Source organism: Acidovorax sp. 22279 (assembly GCF_052045435.1).
Classification (GTDB): domain Bacteria; phylum Pseudomonadota; class Gammaproteobacteria; order Burkholderiales; family Burkholderiaceae_C; genus Acidovorax; species Acidovorax delafieldii.
The window spans coordinates 74,651-91,810 of record NZ_JBQEOV010000023.1; the positions used below are offsets into that span (position 1 = coordinate 74,651).

General features: G+C 64.0%; 15 protein-coding genes and 1 pseudogene. 14 read left to right on the forward strand and 2 right to left on the reverse strand.

Features of this window, described 5'->3' with window-relative positions:
• The first annotated feature begins 114 nt into the window (after nt 1–114).
• The 7 genes from ACTJKQ_RS23130 (at nt 115) to ACTJKQ_RS23160 (ending at nt 8,279) form a co-directional block, all read left to right on the forward strand.
• A complete protein-coding gene (locus ACTJKQ_RS23130; RefSeq protein ID WP_440598216.1) occupies nt 115–2,553 on the forward strand; it encodes a protein kinase domain-containing protein in 2,439 nt (812 codons plus the stop codon).
• A gap of 71 nt (nt 2,554–2,624) precedes the next feature.
• Nucleotides 2,625–3,800 (forward strand): rod shape-determining protein RodA, encoded by a 1,176-nt coding sequence (gene rodA, locus ACTJKQ_RS23135; protein ID WP_436077605.1) that lies wholly within the window; start codon nt 2,625–2,627, stop codon nt 3,798–3,800.
• A gap of 94 nt (nt 3,801–3,894) precedes the next feature.
• The gene (locus ACTJKQ_RS23140) at nt 3,895–4,233 is read left to right on the forward strand and encodes a YegP family protein (RefSeq protein ID WP_440598217.1); all 339 of its coding nucleotides are present in this window, start codon (nt 3,895–3,897) and stop codon (nt 4,231–4,233) included.
• A gap of 95 nt (nt 4,234–4,328) precedes the next feature.
• On the forward strand, nt 4,329–5,813 hold the full coding sequence (gene tldD / locus ACTJKQ_RS23145; protein WP_288852831.1) for a metalloprotease TldD: 1,485 nt from the start codon (nt 4,329–4,331) through the stop codon (nt 5,811–5,813).
• 110 nt (nt 5,814–5,923) lie between these two features.
• Nucleotides 5,924–6,463 carry a hypothetical protein gene (locus ACTJKQ_RS23150; protein ID WP_440598218.1) on the forward strand — a complete coding sequence of 180 codons (540 nt, stop codon included), beginning with the start codon at nt 5,924–5,926 and terminating at the stop codon, nt 6,461–6,463.
• 281 nt (nt 6,464–6,744) lie between these two features.
• A complete protein-coding gene (locus ACTJKQ_RS23155) occupies nt 6,745–7,866 on the forward strand; it encodes a 3-deoxy-7-phosphoheptulonate synthase (protein ID WP_440598219.1) in 1,122 nt (373 codons plus the stop codon).
• Between the two features lie 101 nt (nt 7,867–7,967).
• Nucleotides 7,968–8,279 (forward strand): hypothetical protein, encoded by a 312-nt coding sequence (locus ACTJKQ_RS23160; protein WP_060985133.1) that lies wholly within the window; start codon nt 7,968–7,970, stop codon nt 8,277–8,279.
• 55 nt (nt 8,280–8,334) lie between these two features.
• Here ACTJKQ_RS23160 and mpl read toward each other — a convergent pair whose 3' ends face one another.
• On the reverse strand, nt 8,335–9,756 hold the full coding sequence (mpl, locus tag ACTJKQ_RS23165; RefSeq protein ID WP_440598220.1) for a UDP-N-acetylmuramate:L-alanyl-gamma-D-glutamyl-meso-diaminopimelate ligase: 1,422 nt from the start codon (nt 9,754–9,756) through the stop codon (nt 8,335–8,337).
• Between the two features lie 205 nt (nt 9,757–9,961).
• Here mpl and ACTJKQ_RS23170 point away from each other — a divergent pair, with 205 nt between their 5' ends.
• The 7 genes from ACTJKQ_RS23170 to ACTJKQ_RS23200 all read left to right on the forward strand — a co-directional run bounded on the left by ACTJKQ_RS23170 (nt 9,962) and on the right by ACTJKQ_RS23200 (nt 16,754).
• Nucleotides 9,962–10,561 (forward strand): hypothetical protein, encoded by a 600-nt coding sequence (locus tag ACTJKQ_RS23170; RefSeq protein ID WP_056066353.1) that lies wholly within the window; start codon nt 9,962–9,964, stop codon nt 10,559–10,561.
• Nucleotides 10,558–11,136, forward strand: a complete 579-nt coding sequence (locus tag ACTJKQ_RS23175) for a TlpA family protein disulfide reductase (RefSeq protein ID WP_056066350.1) — start codon at nt 10,558–10,560, stop codon at nt 11,134–11,136. Before ACTJKQ_RS23170 ends, ACTJKQ_RS23175 begins: the two co-directional genes overlap by 4 nt.
• A gap of 170 nt (nt 11,137–11,306) precedes the next feature.
• The gene (gene accB / locus ACTJKQ_RS23180) at nt 11,307–11,759 is read left to right on the forward strand and encodes an acetyl-CoA carboxylase biotin carboxyl carrier protein (protein ID WP_056066347.1); all 453 of its coding nucleotides are present in this window, start codon (nt 11,307–11,309) and stop codon (nt 11,757–11,759) included.
• A 7-nt stretch (nt 11,760–11,766) separates the two neighbouring features.
• The gene (gene accC, locus ACTJKQ_RS23185) at nt 11,767–13,116 is read left to right on the forward strand and encodes an acetyl-CoA carboxylase biotin carboxylase subunit (RefSeq protein WP_056066345.1); all 1,350 of its coding nucleotides are present in this window, start codon (nt 11,767–11,769) and stop codon (nt 13,114–13,116) included.
• Between the two features lie 77 nt (nt 13,117–13,193).
• Nucleotides 13,194–14,096 carry a 50S ribosomal protein L11 methyltransferase gene (gene prmA, locus ACTJKQ_RS23190; RefSeq protein ID WP_056066342.1) on the forward strand — a complete coding sequence of 301 codons (903 nt, stop codon included), beginning with the start codon at nt 13,194–13,196 and terminating at the stop codon, nt 14,094–14,096.
• Between the two features lie 55 nt (nt 14,097–14,151).
• The gene (locus tag ACTJKQ_RS23195) at nt 14,152–15,819 is read left to right on the forward strand and encodes a DUF3426 domain-containing protein (protein ID WP_440598221.1); all 1,668 of its coding nucleotides are present in this window, start codon (nt 14,152–14,154) and stop codon (nt 15,817–15,819) included.
• A 35-nt stretch (nt 15,820–15,854) separates the two neighbouring features.
• Nucleotides 15,855–16,754 carry a carbohydrate kinase family protein gene (locus tag ACTJKQ_RS23200; protein WP_146871658.1) on the forward strand — a complete coding sequence of 300 codons (900 nt, stop codon included), beginning with the start codon at nt 15,855–15,857 and terminating at the stop codon, nt 16,752–16,754.
• Nucleotides 16,755–16,904: 150 nt separating this feature from the next.
• On the opposite strand, the pseudogene ACTJKQ_RS23205 reads toward ACTJKQ_RS23200, so the two are convergent.
• Nucleotides 16,905–17,160: pseudogene (locus ACTJKQ_RS23205) on the reverse strand (histone); the annotation flags it as partial.

Here is a 17,160-nt window from a genome sequence, read left to right on the forward strand (position 1 = left end):
GAGACAGAAAGTGATCGGGGCAGGGGAATCACTGCTTTAACCGGGCTGGCGCAGGCATAAGATGTGCGTACCGGGGCGCCACACCGTGCGGCGCCTGGTTTTGCTACCCGCACCATGACCGATTTTGCCCCGCTTTCCACTGCCAGACGATGGGCGCTCGGATCAGGCGATAAGCCGCCTGCCTCGCTGGGTCGGTTTGAGCTCAAGAAGCAGCTGGGCCGAGGCGCCCAGGCCACCGTGTGGCTGGCGCTGGACCCCCGTCTGCAGCGCGAGGTGGCCATCAAACTCATGCGCCCCATGCAGGACCAGGATCCTTCCGTGCTGGAGCAGTGGCTGCGCGAGGCGCGCCATGTGGGACGCCTGGCCCACCCCTACATCGTGCCGGTGTTCGAGGCCGACGTGCAGGGCTCGCAGCCCTACATCGTGTTTGAGTACGTGCCAGGCCACACGCTGGCCGAACACCTGGCCCAGCAGGGGCGCTGTACGCCGCATGACGCCGTGGCGCTTTTGGTGGATGTGCTTGATGGCTTGCATGCCGCCCACCAGGCGGGCATCGTGCACCGCGATCTCAAGCCGTCCAACATCATGATCGATGCGCACCGGCACGCCCGGGTGATGGACTTTGGCATGGCGGCCCCCGTGCAGGCCGCGCCCGATGCGCAGCTGGCCAGCGGCACGCCCGCCTACATGGCACCGGAGGCGGCGGCGGGCGCTGCGCCCACCTCGGGGATGGACGTGTATTCCGCCGCGTTGGTGCTTATCGAGATGCTGACGGGGCGCCCCCTCATCCACCAAAAAGACACCTGGCAGGCGCTGTACCGCATTGCCAACGAAAACCTGGCGCTGCCCGCCGACCTGGGCCCCGGCGTGGACGACGGCCTGCGCGCCATCCTGCAGCGGGCCATGGCACGCGACCCCGCGCAGCGCTACGCCACGGCGGCGGACTTTCGGGATGCGCTGCGCGCCTGGGCGGCTCCGGCCAGTGCGCCATCGGCCGCGAGCAACGCCACGCTGGACTTTTTGCTGCGGCGCATGCGCCACAAGAGCGATTTCCCGGCCTTGTCGGATTCTGTGGCCCGCATCCAGCGGGTGGCCAATTCGGAAGACGACAGCATCAGCGACCTGACCCACGAGATCCTGAAAGACGTGGCGCTCACCAACAAGCTGCTGCGTCTGGTCAACAGCGTGCACTACGCCCACGCCAGCCGGGGCACCATCAGCACCGTGTCGCGCGCGGTGAGCCTGGTGGGCTTCAATGCAGTGCGGAACATGGCGCTGAGCCTGGTGTTGCTGGACCACATGCAGGACAAGGCCCATGCCAGCCAGATGCGCGAGGAATTTTTGCGCGCCATGATGGCGGGCTCGGTCGCGGCCGAGCTGTGCAGCACCAGCCAGGCGGCCGAGGAGGCCTTCATCGGAGCGATGTTCCAGAACCTGGGGCGCATGCTGTGCGAGTTCTACTTTCCTGAAGAGGCCCGGCAGGTGCGCAGCCTGGTGGCCTCGGGGCGCATGGAGGGCGGGGAAGAGGCTGCATCGGTACAGGTGCTGGGCCTGGGGTTTGAGGATCTGGGAGTGGGCGTGGCGCGCGTCTGGGGTCTGCCCGAAAGCCTGCAGCGCTGCATGCGCAAGCCGCTGGGCTCACCCATGCAGCGCGCGCCCGAGCAGGGGGTGGAGCGCCTGCGCTGGGCGGCCATGGCGGCCAACGAGGTCGCCAGCGCCTTGCTGTTTTGCGAACCTGCTCAGTTGGAGGGGCAGCTGGGCCAAGTGGGCACGCGCTACGCACGCACGCTGGCGCTGTCGGCTGAGGCCATTGCCGAAGCCACCCTGCGTGCGCGCCACAAGCTGGTGGCACTGGCCGAGGCGCTGGACCTGCGCGTGGCGCCGGACACACCAGCCGCCCGCCTGCTCAAGCTGCCGTCGGCTGCGGGTGCGTCTGTGGCCCCCGATGACGCGCTGGGCGCCCACGAGTTGCGCGTGAACGAAACCCAGCCCCTGCCTGCCGTGCTGGAGTCCCAGGCCGGAGGGGCGGTGTCGGTGGCGCAGGTCAATGAGGTGCTGGCGGCAGGCATTCAGGACATCACCAATGCCATGGTCGAGAGTTTTCAGCTCAACGATGTACTGCGCATGATCCTGGAGACCATGTTCCGCGCGCTGGGTTTCCGGCGCATGGTGTTTTGCCTGCGCGAGGCCCGCACCGACATGTTGACCGGCCGCTTCGGCCTGGGGGAGGGCAGCGAGGTGGCCGTGCGGGCCCTCAAGGTACCCCTCAAGGCCCAGGGCGACCTGTTTGCCGCCGTGTGCCTGCGCGGTGCAGACACCTTGATCAACGACGCCACCGAGCCCCGCATGCAGGCGCGGCTGCCCGAGTGGTACCGCAAGGGCGTCAATGCACCGTCGTTCCTGCTGCTGCCGCTGCAAATCAAGGGGCAGCCCTTTGCCCTCATCTATGCCGATCAGGCCACCCCGGGGGGCATTGTGGTGGATGACAAGGCCCTGGGCCTGCTGCGCACCCTGCGCAACCAGGCCGTGATGGCCTTCCGGCAGGCAGGGTAGTGCCGCTGCCGGCGATCGCCCTGCCGGGGCGTTGGCTGCTCTGAAGCCCGGCATCCGCCGATAATCGAGGAATGGCCGTCGTTTTTGAAAAGCCCACGCTCGTCCAGCGTCTGGCACCCCTGTTCCGGGGCTTTGACCTTCCCCTCCTGTTGCTGGTGCTGATGCTGGCCAGCGCGGGGTTGCTGGCCATGTATTCGTCGGGTTATGACCACGGCACGCGGTTTGTGGACCACGGGCGCAACATGCTGATTGCAGGAGCCATCCTGTTCATGGTGGCCCAGGTGCCCCCCCAGAAAATCATGGCTTGCGCCGTGCCGCTGTACCTGACCGGGGTGGCCCTGCTGGTGGCGGTGGCGCTGTTTGGCATCACCAAAAAAGGGGCCACGCGCTGGATCAACGTGGGTATCGTGATCCAGCCCAGCGAAATCCTCAAGATCGCCATGCCGCTGATGCTGGCTTGGTGGTTCCAGAAGCGCGAGGGCACGCTGCGTCCCTTGGACTTTGCGGCGGCGGGCCTGCTGCTGGCGGTTCCGGTGGGCCTAGTCATGAAGCAGCCCGACCTCGGTACCTCTCTGCTGGTGCTTGCGGCGGGGCTCTCGGTGATCTTTTTTGCGGGCCTGTCCTGGAAGCTGATCCTGCCCCCGGTGCTGATTGGCGGTGTGGGCATTGCCACCCTGGTGCTGCTGGGCGACCAGCTGTGCGCGGATGGCGTGCGATGGGTAGTGCTGCACGACTACCAGCAGCAGCGCATCTGCACCTTGCTGGACCCCACCCGCGACCCGCTGGGCAAGGGCTTTCACATCATCCAGGGCATGATCGCCATCGGCTCGGGCGGGCTATGGGGCAAGGGCTTCATGGCGGGTACTCAGACCCACCTGGAGTTCATCCCCGAGCGCACCACCGACTTCATTTTTGCCGCCTATTCGGAAGAGTTTGGCCTGGCGGGCAACTTGTTCCTGCTGGTGAGTTTTCTGCTGCTGGTCTGGCGCGGCCTGGCCATTGCCGCAGGCGCCACTACCTTGTTTGGCCGCCTCATGGGGGGCGCGGTATCTATGATCTTTTTCACCTATGCCTTTGTGAACATGGGCATGGTGAGTGGCATCCTGCCGGTGGTGGGCGTCCCCTTGCCCTTCATCAGCTATGGCGGCACCGCCATGGTGACGCTGGGGCTGGCACTGGGCATCCTGATGTCGGTGGCGCGATCCCAGAAGCAGGAAACCAAGGATCCTCTTCCTGCAGCACTGTAGGGCCTTGTGGGCCTGGTTGCCTGGAACACGCCCTCGGGGTACAAACCGGCTGGCCAACCGTGTTTTGGCCGCTCAGCATCCGGAGGGTTTTCCCATGGCGGCGAAGTTCGAGCTCAAGAAGTCGAAAAACGACAAGTTTGTCTTCAACCTGCTGGCCGCCAACGGTCAGGTCATCCTGACCAGCGAGATGTACGAGTCTCGCTCCAGCGCGCTGGGTGGTATTGAGGCGGTGCGCAAGAACGCTCCGAACGATGGCCGTTTTGGCAGGCTCAGTGCCAAGAACGGAGCGCCATATTTCACCTTGAAGGCCGCCAATGGCCAGGTGATTGGCCAAAGCCAGATGTACTCCGGTGCCAAGGCCCGGGACGCGGGCATCGAGTCGGTGCAGGCCCATGCGGCCGAGGCCGGCCTGGATGACCAGACCGCCGCGTAAGGCGGCGAGGCGGCGCTGACGGGGCGCCAGAGGGTCAAATAGGGACATGTGGGCTCCACACGGGCAGGGGCTGGTCAGGCGCCTAAAATGCTTCGATGACTTTCCGCTCCACCACTGCCGCGCCCCAGCGTGCGGCCACCAGCCAGCGCATTGATGTTGCCCGTGAACTGCTGCTGACCCCTTTTGGCCTGGACGAAGGCCACCTCGCCCGCGCACTGGCCGAGATCCGCACCCACCAGGTGGACGATGCGGACCTGTACTTCCAGTACACCCGCAGTGAAGGCTGGAGCCTGGAAGAGGGCATCGTCAAGACAGGCTCTTTCAGCATCGACCAGGGCGTGGGGGTGCGTGCTGTCAGTGGCGAGAAGACGGCCTTTGCCTATTCGGACGACATCTCCGAGGCGTCTCTGCTGGACGCAGCGCGCACCGTACGGTCTATTTCGTCTATAGCGAACGCAGGCAAAATGCGGGTAGCTCCTAAAAAGGTAGCGTCCAGCCGCAGCCTGTACCCGGGCGTGGACCCGATTGCCTCGCTGGACAGCACGGCCAAGGTGGCGCTGCTGGAGCGGCTGGAGCAGCGCGCCCGGGCCAAGGACCCGCGCGTGGCGCAGGTGATGGCGGGGCTGGCCAGTGAATACGACGTGGTGCTGGTGGCGCGCGCCGATGGCACCCTGGCGGCCGATGTACGACCGCTCGTGCGGCTGTCGGTCACGGTGATTGCCGAGCAGAATGGCCGACGTGAGATGGGCTCTGCTGGCGGCGGTGGCCGTTTTGGTCTCGCCTACTTCGACGACGAGCAAATGGGTAAGTACGTTGACGAGGCTGTGAACGCGGCCCTGGTCAACCTGGAATCGCGTCCCGCTCCGGCGGGGGAGATGACCGTGGTGCTGGGCTCAGGCTGGCCGGGCATCTTGCTGCACGAGGCCATCGGCCACGGACTGGAGGGCGACTTCAACCGCAAGGGCTCCAGCGCGTTCAGCGGCCGCATTGGCCAGCGCGTGGCTGCCAAGGGTGTCACTGTGCTGGACGACGGCACCATTGCCGACCGCCGAGGTTCGCTGAACGTGGACGACGAAGGCCATGCCAGCCAGCGCAATGTGCTGATCGAGGATGGCATCCTGAAGGGCTACATCCAAGACTCGCTGAACGCACGCCTGATGGGTGTGGAACCCACCGGCAACGGCCGCCGCGAAAGCTATGCGCACATCCCCATGCCGCGCATGACCAACACCTACATGCTGGGCGGCGACAAGGACCCGCAAGAGATCATCGCCAGCATCAAGAAGGGCCTGTACGCCAGCAACTTCGGCGGCGGGCAGGTGGACATCACCTCGGGCAAGTTCGTGTTCTCGGCCAGCGAGGCGTACTGGGTGGAAAACGGCAAGATCCAGTACCCCGTCAAGGGCGCCACCATCATCGGCAGCGGCCCGGAGTCGCTCAAGAAAGTGACCATGATCGGCAACGACATGCGCCTGGACAGCGGCGTGGGCACCTGCGGCAAGGAAGGCCAAAGCGTGCCCGTGGGCGTGGGGCAACCCACGCTGCGCATCGAAGGTCTGACGGTGGGCGGTACGGCCTGAGGGTTGCGTTGGCAGCCTGCCGGCAGACCTGGGGTGGTGCGTGACTTCGCGTTTTCACCCGCTTTTCGGGGCTTGTACTGCGCGTCGGCCAGCGCACAATGGGCGACACCATGCCTGCTACGCGCCCCAGTCAATTGCTGACGCTCCAGTCGTTTGGAGACATCAGCCGCTTTTTGCGCGAGGGCGTTGCCGACGAGGACTCGCGCCAGCTGCGTGACAGCCTTGGTGCCCTGTCCTCGCAGATCGACGAGGCAGTTCGCATCCGCCGCACCAGCACGGACACCACCGAGATCACGCGCCGTGTGGTGACCTTGTCGCACAGCGCGCGTGAACACCAGCTGTTTTTGACTGGCCTGGGCTCAGCGTGGCACGCGCTGTACGAGTTTGGCGCCTACCAGCGTGCACTGCGGGAGCTGCGCAACGCCATTGCAGACTGGCAACTGATGCTGGAGCGGCGCAGCACCAAAGAAAGCGAAAGCTTTGACCAGCTCGAGCTGCTGGCCTGGCGAACCCTGGGCGAAGCGCTGCTGCTCATCGACATGTACGAGCACCAGAGCAATCCTGCAAGCGACTTGCAAGACGTGCAGCCGCCGCGCAAGCCCTCGGCGTTGCAGCGCTTGCGCGCATGGTTTCGGGGGGGGCGCCGGTGAATCGCTCTGGTCTGGCGCTTTTGGGGCAGGTGGATGTCGTGCATTTGCAACATGCCGAGGGTGCTGAACTGCCGCACTCCTGTGCTACATTGCTTTCCATGCAAGTTCGCAGCGCGTTTTATTTTTGGTTTTTTATCTCGGTCCCCGGCGGATGAGAGGAAAACGCGCAAGCACACACAACCTCCCCATACCAACCGCCGACGCTGCAAAGCCCGGCGGTTTTTGTTTTTCAGCCCTCCCGTTTTTCCATCCACTCCAACCGACTCCACGAGGAAGCAACCATGACGGCCACAACCAATCCCACCAGCGATGCCTGGTACCGCAGCGTCGAGAAAACCAGCCAGACCGACGACGAACGTATCAAGGACATCACCGTGTTGCCTCCTCCCGAGCATCTGATCCGCTTCTTCCCGATCGGCGGCACGCCGGTCGAGACGCTGATCACCCAGACCCGCAAGAACATTCACAACATCATGGCGGGCAAGGACGACCGCCTGCTGGTGGTGATTGGCCCTTGCTCTATCCACGATCCCGCCGCCGCTGTCGAGTACGCCCGCCGCCTGATGGCCGTGCGCACCCAGTACGCTGACACGCTCGAAATCGTGATGCGCGTGTACTTCGAAAAGCCACGCACCACCGTGGGCTGGAAGGGACTCATCAATGACCCCTACCTCGACGAGAGCTACCGCATCGACGAAGGCCTGCGCATTGCGCGCCAGCTGCTCATCGAGATCAACCGCCTGGGCATGCCTGCGGGCAGCGAGTTCCTGGACGTGATTTCGCCCCAGTACATCGGCGACCTGATCAGCTGGGGCGCGATTGGCGCGCGCACCACCGAAAGCCAGGTGCACCGCGAGCTGGCCTCCGGCATCTCGGCTCCCATCGGCTTCAAGAACGGCACGGACGGCAACATCCGCATCGCCACCGACGCCATCCAGTCGGCCAGCCGAGGCCACCACTTCCTGTCGGTGCACAAGAACGGCCAGGTCGCCATCGTGAACACCAAGGGCAACAAGGACTGCCATGTGATTTTGCGCGGCGGCAAGACGCCCAACTACGACGCTGCCAGTGTGGCTGCCGCCTGCAAGGACCTCGAAGCCGCCAAGCTGCCAGCCACATTGATGGTGGACTGTAGCCATGCCAACAGCAGCAAGCAGCACGAAAAGCAGCTGGACGTGGCCCGTGACGTGGCAGCCCAGGTGGCTGGCGGTTCGCGCAGCGTGTTCGGCCTGATGATCGAAAGCCACCTGACGGCAGGCGCCCAGAAATTCACGCCTGGCAAGGACGATCCTTCGGCACTCGAATACGGCAAGAGCATCACCGACGCTTGCCTGGGCTGGGACGCTTCGCTGCAGGCGCTGGCTGAGCTGTCGGACTCTATCAAGGCGCGTCGCGCCCGCTGATCGTCAGGTCTATCGCAAGATCTAAACTTGGGCCTATCGCTGCACACCAGGTGCAGCTGCTGGCCCGAGTCACCGCAAAAAACGCAGAAAGGCGATCCATCATGCACAGCGAAGTGTCGGTCAAACTGGCCGCGAATCAGGAATACCGTTTTGATCTGGAGGGTGCTGAGCCCATGGCCCACGAGGCGGGTCGGCGCTGGCTCGACGACCAGTTCATCGCGCTGGACTGCGAGCCCTTGCGCGCCAGCGGCAAGGTGCTGCTGGCCGACAAGGTGCTGACCGTGGCACGCGCAGCCGGTGCGGCGCTGATGCAGGACCCAGTGTGGTCCCGCGACTTTGCGCGCGCCTCCAGTGCCGCGCTGGCCAAGCCTATCGTGCGCGTGGACGTGCCGGGCATGGCAGTCACATTTTGACCACCATTAGCTAGAAATCGGCTGCTAGCGCCAGTGGAATATGTACTGGCAGCTATTATTTTTGTAGTGCTTGCAGCAGTTTGGCGTGGATGCCGCCAAAACCGCCATTGCTCATGCACACCACATGGTCGCCCGGGCGCGCGGCCTGGGTGACCAGGGCCACCAGCGTATCGATGTCCGGGGCCGTCTGGGCGCGCTGTCCGGGGCCGACGCCCAGTGGTGCCAGAGCCTGCGCGGCATCCCAGTCCAGCCCAGCTGTGTGGCAAAAGGCCAGGTCGGCCGGCTCCAGGGCCCAGGGCAATTGGCTTTTCATCGCGCCCAGTTTCATGGTGTTGCTGCGGGGCTCGAACACAGCGAGGATGCGGGCACCCGGGCCCAGGGTGCGGCGCAAGCCGTCCAGGGTGGTACGCAATGCGGTGGGATGGTGGGCAAAGTCGTCGTACACGGCCACGCCGCCCACTGTGCCGCGCAGCTCCATGCGCCGCTTGACGTTCTGAAAACTGCCCAACGCGGCTGCCGCCTGCTCGGGCGCCACGCCCACATGGTGGGCCGCTGCCATGGCTGCCAACGCATTGAGCTGGTTGTGCACGCCGGTCAGCGACCATTCCACACGCGCGACGGTTTGCCCTTGGTGCACCACATCAAAAGCCTGCGGGTCACCCACCGCGTGAAGGTCGCTGACTGCAGCACCAAAGCTGGTCACTTCGCTCCAGCAGCCGGTGCGCAGCACACGTGCCAGGCTTTCTTCCAGCCCATTGACCACCACGCGCCCCGACGGCGGCACGGTGCGCACCAGATGGTGGAACTGGCGTTCGATGGCCGCCAGGTCGTCAAAAATGTCCGCGTGGTCGAACTCCAGATTGTTCAACACAGCGGTACGGGGCCGGTAGTGCACGAACTTGCTGCGTTTGTCGAAAAAGGCGGTGTCGTATTCGTCGGCCTCGATCACGAACAGCGGCGCGGCCCCGAGCGGCGCGGCGGCGGGGGCGGGGCGCTGTGCAGCGCCCAGGCGTGCGGACACGCCAAAGTTCAGCGGCACCCCGCCGATCAGAAAGCCCGGTTGCTGCCCGGAAGACTCCAGAATCCACGCCAGCATCGATGTGGTGGTGGTCTTGCCATGGGTTCCAGCCACGGCCAGCACATGGCGGCCCTGCAACACGTGCTCGGCCAGCCATTGGGGTCCGCTGGTGTAGGGTAGTCCGGCGTCCAGAATGGCTTCCATCAGCGGAAACTTGGGGGAGCCATCGGCCAGCCGTGCTCGGCTGACGACATTGCCCACCACAAACATGTCGGGCCGGAGCGCAAGCTGGTCGGCGCCGAAGCCTTCGATCAGGTCGATGCCCAACGCGCGGAGCTGGTCGCTCATGGGGGGATAGACCCCGGCGTCGCAGCCGGTCACTTTGTGGCCCGCCTCGCGCGCAAGGGCCGCCAAGCCTCCCATGAACGTGCCGCAGATGCCCAGTATGTGTATATGCATGGGCGCTGATTCTAAAGCCGGGGTTCCGCGCACTGTTCAGAGCAAAAGTGGCAGCTGGCGCCTGTTCCATCTGCCTGAGTTGCTCTCAAAACAATAGTCTTTCGGGGCGGCGGTTGTTGGGGTTGCCAGGGGTGTCTGAGGGGCATCACCCGTGCTGTCATCGCTTCGCGCCACAATGCAGGGTCCTTAGTTGCCTCTGTCTGCCATGCACACACCTTTGAGCGAAGAAATCGCCCACACCACGGCCCGCCTGGTGGTGGAAGAAGGGCTGGAATGGGGCCCCGCCAAGCGCCGTGCGCTGCGGCAGATGGGTTTGCCGGCCCGTACCCCGCTGCCAGACAACGACTTGGTGGAAGAAGCAGTGCGCGAGTACATCCAGCTCTTCTGTGCTGACACCCAGCCGCGCGAGCTGCGGGCACTGCGCCAGCTGGCCCTGGTGTGGATGGAGCGCATGGCGGCTTTCCGGCCGCATCTGGCGGGTGCGGTGTGGCACGGAACGGCCACACGTCTGTCGGATATTTACCTGCAGTTGTTCTGCGATGACCCCAAATCGGCAGAGATCGCTCTGATCGATCATCATGTCGACTACGAACCCCGCACGGTCACTGGCTTCCACGGTGAATCGGTGGAGGCATTGAGTCTTGGCAGCAAATCGCCCGAACTCAACGAAATGATCGGCGTGCACCTGCTGATTTACGACCTTGACGACCTGCGGGGTGCGCTCCGACCCGACACCAAGGGCCGAACCCCGCGTGGTGACATCACGGCAGTGCGCCGCTTGCTTCAAGAAAACACGACCCCATGACCCAGCCTGCTGAATCCCCCGAACCTGTGACTCCTGGCGACGTCGCGCCCAACGCCGCTCGTAGGCGCTTTTTGTATGCCGGGGTGGCAGGCGCCGCCGCTTTGGGGGGCGCGGGCCTGGCATGGTGGAAGTTTCAGCCCCACGCCGTGGAGCAAGGGGCCGAGCAGGCGCTCTGGGGGCTGGAATTTGACACTCCCGCCGGTGGCACCTTGGCCATGAAGTCATTGGCAGGCAAGCCGTTGCTACTCAATTTCTGGGCCACCTGGTGCCCGCCTTGTGTGGAAGAGTTGCCCATGCTCAACGCCTTCTATCGCGAACAATCTGCCAAAGGCTGGCAAGTGCTGGGTTTGGCCATTGACCAGCCGTCAGCGGTACGCAAGTTTCTGACGCGTATCCCGCTGGATTTCCCTGTGGGACTGGCGGGACTGGGTGGCACGGATCTGGGCCGGTCGCTGGGCAACCTGACGGGAGGCCTGCCTTTCACCGTGGTCCTTGGTGGGGAGGGAAAGGTGCTGCATCGTAAAATGGGGCAAGTGACCACCCAGGACTTGCAGCTTTGGGCAGGTATGGGCTGAGGGTTCGCGTCGAAAAGCAGCTGCCTTTCAGACCTTCTGGGTGCGTCTTTCTCTCTGAGAGATGGCAATTCCCATGCCGAAGTTCATGAAAAATGGGTGTGGAAGACTGCGATAGGGTGAAATTGGAGTAAATTCGCGCCCTATTCAGTTTTATAGCCGTTGGAGCTTCCATGGATCTGCGAAAACTCAAAACCCTCATCGATCTCGTGTCCGAGTCGAACGTGTCCGAACTCGAAATTACCGAGGCTGAGGGCAAAGTCCGCATCGTCAAGAGCGGTGGTGCCGTGGTTCAGCAGTATGTGCCCGCCCCGGTTGCAGCTCCTGCCGCTGCGCCTGCTGCCGCGCCTGTGGCGGAATTGCCCGCGCCCCCTGCGGCCGCCGCACCCACCGGCCACATCGTCAAGTCGCCCATGGTGGGCACCTTCTACCGCTCGTCCAGCCCTGGCGCCAAGGCTTTTGTCGAAGTGGGCAGCCAGGTCAAGGAAGGCGAGACCATCTGCATCATCGAGGCCATGAAGATCCTCAACGAGATCGAAGCCGACAAGTCGGGCACCGTCACCCGCATCTTGGGCGAGAACGGCCAAGCCGTGGAATACGGACAGCCGCTGTTCGTCATCGAATAAGGCGCTCATGTTCAAGAAGATTCTTGTTGCGAATCGCGGAGAGATTGCTCTCCGTATCCAGCGCGCTTGCCATGAGCTGGGCGTGAAGGCCGTCATGGTCTATTCCGAGGCCGACCGCGACGCCAAGTATGTCAAGCTGGCCGAAGAGGCCGTTTGCATCGGCCCAGCGCCCTCGCCGCTGTCCTACCTCAACATGCCCGCCATCATCTCGGCGGCCGAGGTGACCGACGCCGAGGCCATTCACCCCGGCTATGGCTTCCTGTCAGAGAACGCCGACTTTGCCGAGCGCGTGGAAAAGAGTGGCTTTCAGTTCATCGGCCCCACGCCCGAGTCGATCCGCATCATGGGCGACAAGGTGTCCGCCAAGCAGGCCATGATCCGCGCAGGCGTGCCCTGCGTGCCGGGTTCTGAGGGCGAGTTGCCCGACGATCCGGTGCAGATCCGCCGCATCGCCAAGGCAGTGGGCTACCCGGTGATCATCAAGGCCGCAGGCGGCGGCGGTGGCCGTGGCATGCGTGTGGTCCACACCGAGGCCGCACTGGTCAATGCTGTGCAGATGACCAAGGCCGAGGCGGGTGCCGCGTTTGGCAATCCTGCGGTGTACATGGAGAAGTTCCTCCAGAACCCACGCCACATCGAAATCCAGATCCTGGCCGACAAGCACCGCAATGCAGTGTATTTGGGCGAGCGCGACTGCTCCATGCAGCGCCGCCACCAGAAGGTGATCGAAGAGGCGCCAGCTCCAGGCATTCCTCGCAAGCTGATCGAGAAGATCGGCGAGCGTTGCGTCGCTGCCTGCAAGAAGATCGGCTACCGGGGCGCGGGCACGTTTGAGTTCTTGTATGAGAACGGCGAGTTCTACTTTATCGAGATGAACACCCGTGTGCAGGTGGAACACCCCGTGACTGAGTGGATCACTGGCGTAGACATCGTGAAAACGCAGATCATGGTGGCGGCGGGCGAAAAGCTGCCTTTCACCCAGCGCCAGATCGAAATCCGTGGCCACGCCATCGAGTGCCGGGTGAACGCGGAAGACCCGTACAAGTTCATCCCTTCGCCCGGGCGCATTACCACCTGGCATCCACCAGGTGGCCCCGGCGTGCGCGTGGACTCGCATGCTTACACCAACTACTTCGTGCCACCCAACTACGACTCGATGATCGGCAAGATCATCGTGCACGGCGACACGCGCGAGCAGGCGTTGGCCCGCATGCGCACTGCCCTGTCCGAGACGGTGATCGAAGGCATCAACACCAATGTGCCGCTGCACCGCGAGCTGATGGTGGACGCCAAGTTCATGGCGGGCGGCACCAACATCCACTACCTGGAAGAGTGGCTGTCGCAGCACAAACGCTGAGCTGGCACGCAGCAGGTCATTCACATGCTGGCTCCTGGCAACGGGTGCCAGCATTTCACTTTTTCTGAGAGACGCCTATGTTTGAGCTGAGTCTGATGTGCCCCGAGGACCGGATTGAAGCGGTCAGCGATGCGCTGGACGCGCTGGACGCGCTGTCCGTGTCGGTAGAAGACGCCGATGCCCAGACCGACGCTGAACAGGCGCTGTTTGGCGAGCCTGGCATGCCTCCGCCCAAGGATGGCTGGCAACGCAGCCGCGTGGTGGCCTTGTTCCCCTCCGAGGTGGCGGCCCGTGAAGCGCAGCAGTTGCTGGTGGTGCAGGACTTTTTTGTGGGCTGCCAGGTGCTGGGTGTCACCCAGGTGCCCGAGCAGGACTGGGTACGGCTGACGCAGTCGCAATTTGCGCCGGTGGACATCACCCCGGATTTCTGGATCGTGCCTACCTGGCATGAGTTGCCCGCCCAGGCAGTACGGAGCATCCGTCTGGACCCCGGCTTGGCGTTTGGCACGGGCACCCACCCCACCACGCGCATGTGCCTGCGCTGGATTGCGCGCCATGGCGCAACGCAACCTGAGCAGGGCAACCTGCTGGGGCGGGTGCTGGACTACGGATGTGGCTCCGGCATCCTCGCCATCGGTGCTGCCAAGTTCGGTGCCACGGACATTGATGCGGTGGATATCGACCCGGCTGCCGTGGAGTCCACGGTGCAAAACGCCCAGGCCAATCAGGTCACGCTGAAAGCGGGCCTGCCCGACAAGGCGCAAGGCGAATACCAGACCGTGCTGGCCAATATCCTGGCCACTCCGTTGCGTGTATTGGCCCCACTGCTGTGCAGTTATGTGGCTGTGGGTGGGAATCTGGTTTTGGCAGGCATTCTGGAGCGCCAGGCGGATGAGCTCAAGGAGGCCTACGCGCCCTGGCTGCCGCTGGAAGTGGCGGATGCCGAGGACGGCTGGATCTTGATGACTGCGCGCCGTTGAAGGTGCGCGGGCGCCGTTCTGGCAGCCGTGGCACGGCCTCTACAATCCATCGCTGATGAGCCAGATCACCCGCTGCCCGTCCTGCGCCACCACCTTCAAGGTTGTGGCGGACCAATTGCGCATCTCTGAAGGATGGGTGCGCTGCGGCCAATGCAAGGAGGTATTCGATGCCTCGGCCCATTTGCTGCCTGTGGCACCGGCTGCGCTACTGCCCGATGTATCGCTCACGGACCTGCGCGCGCCCACTGCGCCCATAGCGCGCAAGCCGGATGCACTGGGAGCCTGGGGGGGAGGCAAGTCGCCCACCGTTCCCCCGCCTGCCCCGCAGGATGTGGACAAGGCAGGCACTCCCGCCATCCGCAGTGCTTCAACCTCCGCCACCGAGGTTGCCGCAACCGCCGCCATGGACGCATTTCCGTATGGCATGGACAGTGATTTACCTGCTGCTCCGGTGCTCGATATTCCCAGTCCTGCGGTACCTGCTTTTCTTACTGCCGCGGCTCGCACGGAAGTCTCGTCGGATGTCTTGGGCGAGGCGGTCGCCGCGCCGTTTGCATGGAAAGCCCACAGTGCATCGCGGACTGCGACAGCGGCGGAGGCTGGGGCATCGCCATCCGTCACAGCGCCTGCTGATGCTCCAGAGCCGGTGGTGATACCGGACACGGCGCTCCGCTTGGATGATCACTCCCCTGCCGTTCATGTGGCCAGGCAAGAGCATTCCGCCGTCACGATGCCATCCGACGTGGCGCAGGATGTCGCTGATGGACGCGGCAGTTTGTTTGGTGGAGCTGTGCCACCGGTTCCTGCGCCCCCCAGCCTGGCAGGCTATGAACTGCCGTTTGCCGAACTTCGCGATTCCGAGGTAGCGCTGAACGCAACCATGGATGTGGAGGCCACAGAGGAGCGCGCGAGTCACTCAACAGAGCTTGCACAGCCTCCGGTAGCGCCTGTTGCTCTCGCTCCGTCATCCGATACCGGTGCTGGACTTTCAGGCGATGCTCAGAAATCTGAGCCTGCGTCGCCCGTTGCTGTGCCCACCCCGCTTGCGCCCGCGTTGCCTTCTGTGGACTTTGTGTCGAAGGAGGTTGCGCCAGAGGCTCCGGCGATGGAGTTGGTGAAGGACGATTCGCATGCCGCCATCCTGCAGGCGCGCCCCAGACCCGCTGTTGACGACGACGACGATGAGGCCGACAACCAGGCGTCAGACCCCGAGGTCAGCTTTGTGGTGGCTGCGCGCCGCAAGGCGTTTTGGCGCAAGCCGGTCGTGCGGATGGTTTTGTGGCTGGGGTTCATCGTCTCCTTGCTGGGGCTGGCTTTGCAGATTGCGGTGCAGGAGCGTGACCGCATTGCAGCCCTGGATGTGCGTACCCGGCCCTGGTTGGTGAAACTGTGCGAGCCCTTGCGCTGCGAACTTGCTCCTGTGCGCCAGATTGCCGAGGTGGTCATCGACAGTTCTTCTTTCAACAAAGCCCGGGGTGACAGTTACCAGCTAGCGCTGACGATGAAGAGCACCGCCACCATTCCACTGGCCATGCCTGCGGTGGAGCTGACCCTTACCGATGCGCAGGATCAGGCCGTATTGCGGCGGGTTCTGCTGCCTACCGACATGGCGGCTCCAGCGGAGCTGCCCGCGAAAGGTGAGTGGGGCACCTCGGTGTCGGTGCTCGTGACCACCGGCGGTGCGCGCGTGGCGGGCTACCGGCTGCTTGCGTTCTATCCCTGATTTTTCTCCCAACAACTTACCGAGTTTCACTATCTATGGCTGCCCTCATTTGTGGTTCCCTGGCGTTCGACACCATCATGACTTTCGAGGGGCGTTTTGCGGAGCAGATCCTGCCGGATCAGCTCCATATCCTGAATGTGTCCTTCCTTGTCCCGTCGTTGCGTCGCGACTTCGGGGGGTGTGCTGGCAACATTGCTTACAGCCTCAAGCTGCTCGGTGGGGAGCCGCTGCCCGTGGCCATGTTGGGCAGTGACGGTGCTGATTATCTGCAGCGACTGCAGTCGCTGGGTATCAGCGCCCGACACGTCGGGCAGGTGCAGGACACCTACACCGCGCAGGCGATGATCATGACGGACCGTGACAACAACCAGATCACGGCTTTCCATCCTGGCGCCATGATGCAGGCCCATGCCAATCGAATTGGTGCAGACAACAGTGTCAGCGTGGGGATCATCGCGCCGGACGGGCGTGACGCGATGTTGGAGCATGCGGCCCAGTTCGTGGCGGCGGGTATCCCGTTTGTGTTCGATCCAGGTCAGGGCTTGCCCATGTTCAATGGGCAGGAGTTAGCGCAGTTCATCGACCAGGCCACCTGGGTCACCGTCAATGACTATGAGGGGAAGATGCTCTGCGACCGCACCGGCTGGTCTTTGGCCGATATCTCCCGCAAGGTGCAGGGACTGGTGGTGACGCTGGGCGCAGAGGGCTGCGAGGTCTGGGTGGATGGTGAAAAAACCCATGTACCCTCTGTGGCGCCTGCAGCGGTGGTGGACCCCACGGGTTGCGGCGATGCCTGGCGCGGCGCGCTGCTGTTTGGTCTGGAAAAGGGCTGGTCCCTCGTGCGTTGTGCGGAGCTGGGCAACCGGGTTGGCGCTCTCAAGATCGCGCAACGTGGCCCACAGAACTACACGCTGGATTTCGATCCGTTGGGTTAATCCTCCGAGCCAGTGTCGTCTGCGTTGCGCTGCCCAGTGCTGTACAACGCAGCTTGCTTGCCAGGTAGCTCTTGGGAGTGCCCAGACCTGCATACAGACGAAAAAAAACCCGGTGCGTTTGCACCGGGTTGAGCGCGTGGCGCGCCAGGATCAGGGCTTGTTGCCCGTAGGGAAAGGCCAGGCTGCCTGAGGGTTCAGCGTGGTTTGTGCTGCAGGGGCAGCGGCCGCAGGGGCAGGCGCCTTGGGGGCCTTCTTGGCCGGGGCAGCTTTCTTTGCGGGGGCTGCCTTGGCAGGTGCTGCGGCCTTCTTGGCTACTGCGGCCTTCTTGGCGGGAGCGGCTTTCTTTGCCGGTGCTGCTGCCTTCTTGGCGGGTGCAGCCTTCTTCGCAGCTACGGCCTTCTTGGCA

Bases quoted from the DNA above. Each gene is read 5' to 3' on its own strand.
- ACTJKQ_RS23155 (WP_440598219.1), top strand. From the start codon at position 6,745: ATGACGGCCACAACCAATCCCACCAGCGATGCCTGGTACCGCAGCGTC.
- ACTJKQ_RS23175 (WP_056066350.1), top strand. From the start codon at position 10,558: ATGACCCAGCCTGCTGAATCCCCCGAACCTGTGACTCCTGGCGACGTC.
- ACTJKQ_RS23195 (WP_440598221.1), top strand. From the start codon at position 14,152: ATGAGCCAGATCACCCGCTGCCCGTCCTGCGCCACCACCTTCAAGGTT.
- tldD (WP_288852831.1), top strand. From the start codon at position 4,329: ATGACTTTCCGCTCCACCACTGCCGCGCCCCAGCGTGCGGCCACCAGC.
- accB (WP_056066347.1), top strand. From the start codon at position 11,307: ATGGATCTGCGAAAACTCAAAACCCTCATCGATCTCGTGTCCGAGTCG.
- ACTJKQ_RS23160 (WP_060985133.1), top strand. From the start codon at position 7,968: ATGCACAGCGAAGTGTCGGTCAAACTGGCCGCGAATCAGGAATACCGT.
- ACTJKQ_RS23200 (WP_146871658.1), top strand. From the start codon at position 15,855: ATGGCTGCCCTCATTTGTGGTTCCCTGGCGTTCGACACCATCATGACT.
- ACTJKQ_RS23150 (WP_440598218.1), top strand. From the start codon at position 5,924: ATGCCTGCTACGCGCCCCAGTCAATTGCTGACGCTCCAGTCGTTTGGA.
- accC (WP_056066345.1), top strand. From the start codon at position 11,767: ATGTTCAAGAAGATTCTTGTTGCGAATCGCGGAGAGATTGCTCTCCGT.
- ACTJKQ_RS23140 (WP_440598217.1), top strand. From the start codon at position 3,895: ATGGCGGCGAAGTTCGAGCTCAAGAAGTCGAAAAACGACAAGTTTGTC.
- prmA (WP_056066342.1), top strand. From the start codon at position 13,194: ATGTTTGAGCTGAGTCTGATGTGCCCCGAGGACCGGATTGAAGCGGTC.
- rodA (WP_436077605.1), top strand. From the start codon at position 2,625: ATGGCCGTCGTTTTTGAAAAGCCCACGCTCGTCCAGCGTCTGGCACCC.
- ACTJKQ_RS23130 (WP_440598216.1), top strand. From the start codon at position 115: ATGACCGATTTTGCCCCGCTTTCCACTGCCAGACGATGGGCGCTCGGA.
- ACTJKQ_RS23170 (WP_056066353.1), top strand. From the start codon at position 9,962: ATGCACACACCTTTGAGCGAAGAAATCGCCCACACCACGGCCCGCCTG.
- mpl (WP_440598220.1), bottom strand. From the start codon at position 9,756: ATGCATATACACATACTGGGCATCTGCGGCACGTTCATGGGAGGCTTG.